At 73.0% G+C, this 1,910-nt stretch carries 3 protein-coding genes; all 3 read left to right on the forward strand.

What is annotated here, in order from left to right; translation table 11 throughout:
* Nucleotides 1-414, forward strand: a 414-nt coding sequence (locus tag G3I65_RS21890; protein ID WP_160697767.1) for a CdaR family transcriptional regulator, incomplete at its 5' end; no start/stop codon positions are given.
* Between the two features lie 130 nt (nucleotides 415-544).
* Nucleotides 545-1,222 carry a response regulator transcription factor gene (locus G3I65_RS21895; RefSeq protein ID WP_163046732.1) on the forward strand — a complete coding sequence of 226 codons (678 nt, stop codon included), beginning with the start codon at nucleotides 545-547 and terminating at the stop codon, nucleotides 1,220-1,222.
* The coding region (locus tag G3I65_RS21900) for a histidine kinase dimerization/phospho-acceptor domain-containing protein (RefSeq protein ID WP_160697768.1) at nucleotides 1,219-1,910 on the forward strand (692 nt) is incomplete at its 3' end. The genes G3I65_RS21895 and G3I65_RS21900, both read left to right, overlap by 4 nt.

Consider the following 1,910-nt stretch of genomic DNA (forward strand, 5'->3'; position numbering starts at 1 on the left):
TGGCTGGCGGCCGTGGGTTCGCCCGTGCCCGCTTCCCGGGCGGCGTCGGCCGGGGCGGAGGTGGAGCTGCTGCTGGCGCGGGCCCGGGCGCTGGGCCGTCCGGTGGTGGCGGAAACCGGCGCGCCGGACTTCGACGCGCTGCTGCCGCCGGACGCTTCCCGGAGCTTCGCGGAGAAGACCCTGGCGCCGCTGGTGGCCCTCGACGAAGCCGGGGACCGTGCGCTGGTGCGGACGCTGCGGACGTGGCTGGCCCACCACGGCGGGTGGGAGCCGACGGCCGCGGAGCTGGGCGTGCACCGCAACAGCGTCCGGCACCGGATCGCGCAGGTCGAGCGGGCTTTGGGCGTGGATCTGGCGGACCCGGAGACCCGGATGCGGCTGTGGTTCGCGCTGCGCTGGGCCGAGCCCATGTGAAGCTTGTTCAGCCGTCGGCCGCCGCATGACTTTGCGCTGATCAGCAGCGTGTGGGCGGGGCGCGGCGGCCTAACCAGAACAAGCTTCATCCTTAAAGGGCACTCTCAGGAAAATATGGGATTGTGGGCTCGTGCGAGTTTTGGTAGTCGAGGACGAAGAACCCCTGGCCGACGCGATCGCCCGTGGCCTGCGCCGCGAAGGCATGGCCGTGGACGTGGCGCTCACCGGTGACGACGGGCACGAGAAGGCCGCCGTCACGCGGTACGACGTCGTGCTGCTGGACCGCGACCTGCCCGGGATGTCCGGGGACGAGCTGTGCCGCGAGATCGTCGCGTCCGGGGAGCTGACCCGGGTGCTGATGCTCACCGCGAGCAGTTCGGTGTCCGACCGCGTCGAAGGGCTTTCCCTCGGCGCCGACGACTACCTCGCGAAGCCGTTCGCCTTCCCCGAGCTGGTCGCCCGCGTCCGGGCGCTCGGCCGCCGCGCCACGCCGGCCGCGCCGCCGCTGCTCACCGCCGGGGACGTCGAGCTGGACCCGGCCAAGCGGACCGTGCGGCGGGCGAGCGGGCCGGTCGAGCTGACGCGCAAGGAGTTCGGCGTCCTCGAGGTGCTGCTGTCGGCCGCCGGGTCCGTCGTCAGCAGCGAAGAGCTGCTCGAACGGGTGTGGGACGAGAACGCCGACCCGTTCACCACGACCGTCCGGGTCACCGTCATGACGCTGCGCAAGAAGCTCGGCGAGCCGGGGATCATCGAGACCGTCGTCGGCTCCGGGTACCGGGTGCCGGAGCCCGGCGCGCCACGCGCGTGAACCTGCCGGGCACCCGCAGCCTCCGCGCCCGGATCACCCTGCTGGCGACCGTGCTGGTCGCCGTCGTCAGCCTGCTGCTGCTCTGGCTGGCCTGGACGCTGGTGCGGGATTCGCTCGACGCCGTGCCGCAGATGCCGCCGGGCAGCACGGTGGTCGTCGACGGCGTCACGGTCGACGCCTCGACGCTCGCCGAGTCCCTGCGGGTGCACGCCCGGAACCGGATGCTGCTGTTCGGGTCGATCGCGTTCCTCTTCGTGGTGGCGGCCGCGGCGATCCTCGCCTGGACGTTCACCTCCCGCGTCCTGCTGCCGCTGCGCGAGATCACCGGCACCGCGCGGCGGCTGTCGGTCGAGTCGCTGGGGGAACGGATCGGCGAGGTGCGCCCGCGCGACGAACTGGCCGTGCTGGCGGAGACGTTCGACGACATGCTGGACCGGCTCCAGGCCGCGTTCGACGCCCAGCGGCACTTCGTCGCGAACGCGAGCCACGAGCTGCGGACGCCGTTGTCGGTGATCCGCACGGAACTCGACGTCACCCTCGCCGACGACGACGCCGACGAAGCCGAGCTGCGCCGGATGGGCGGGGTGGTCCGCGACGCGACCGAGCGCGCCGGGCAGCTGGTGAACTCGCTGCTGCTGCTGGCCCGCACCGACGGCGCCGGGCTGGGCGTCCGCGAGCCGGTCGACCT

It is taken from the genome of Amycolatopsis sp. SID8362 (assembly GCF_010550475.1).
Taxonomy (GTDB): domain Bacteria; phylum Actinomycetota; class Actinomycetes; order Mycobacteriales; family Pseudonocardiaceae; genus Amycolatopsis; species Amycolatopsis eburnea.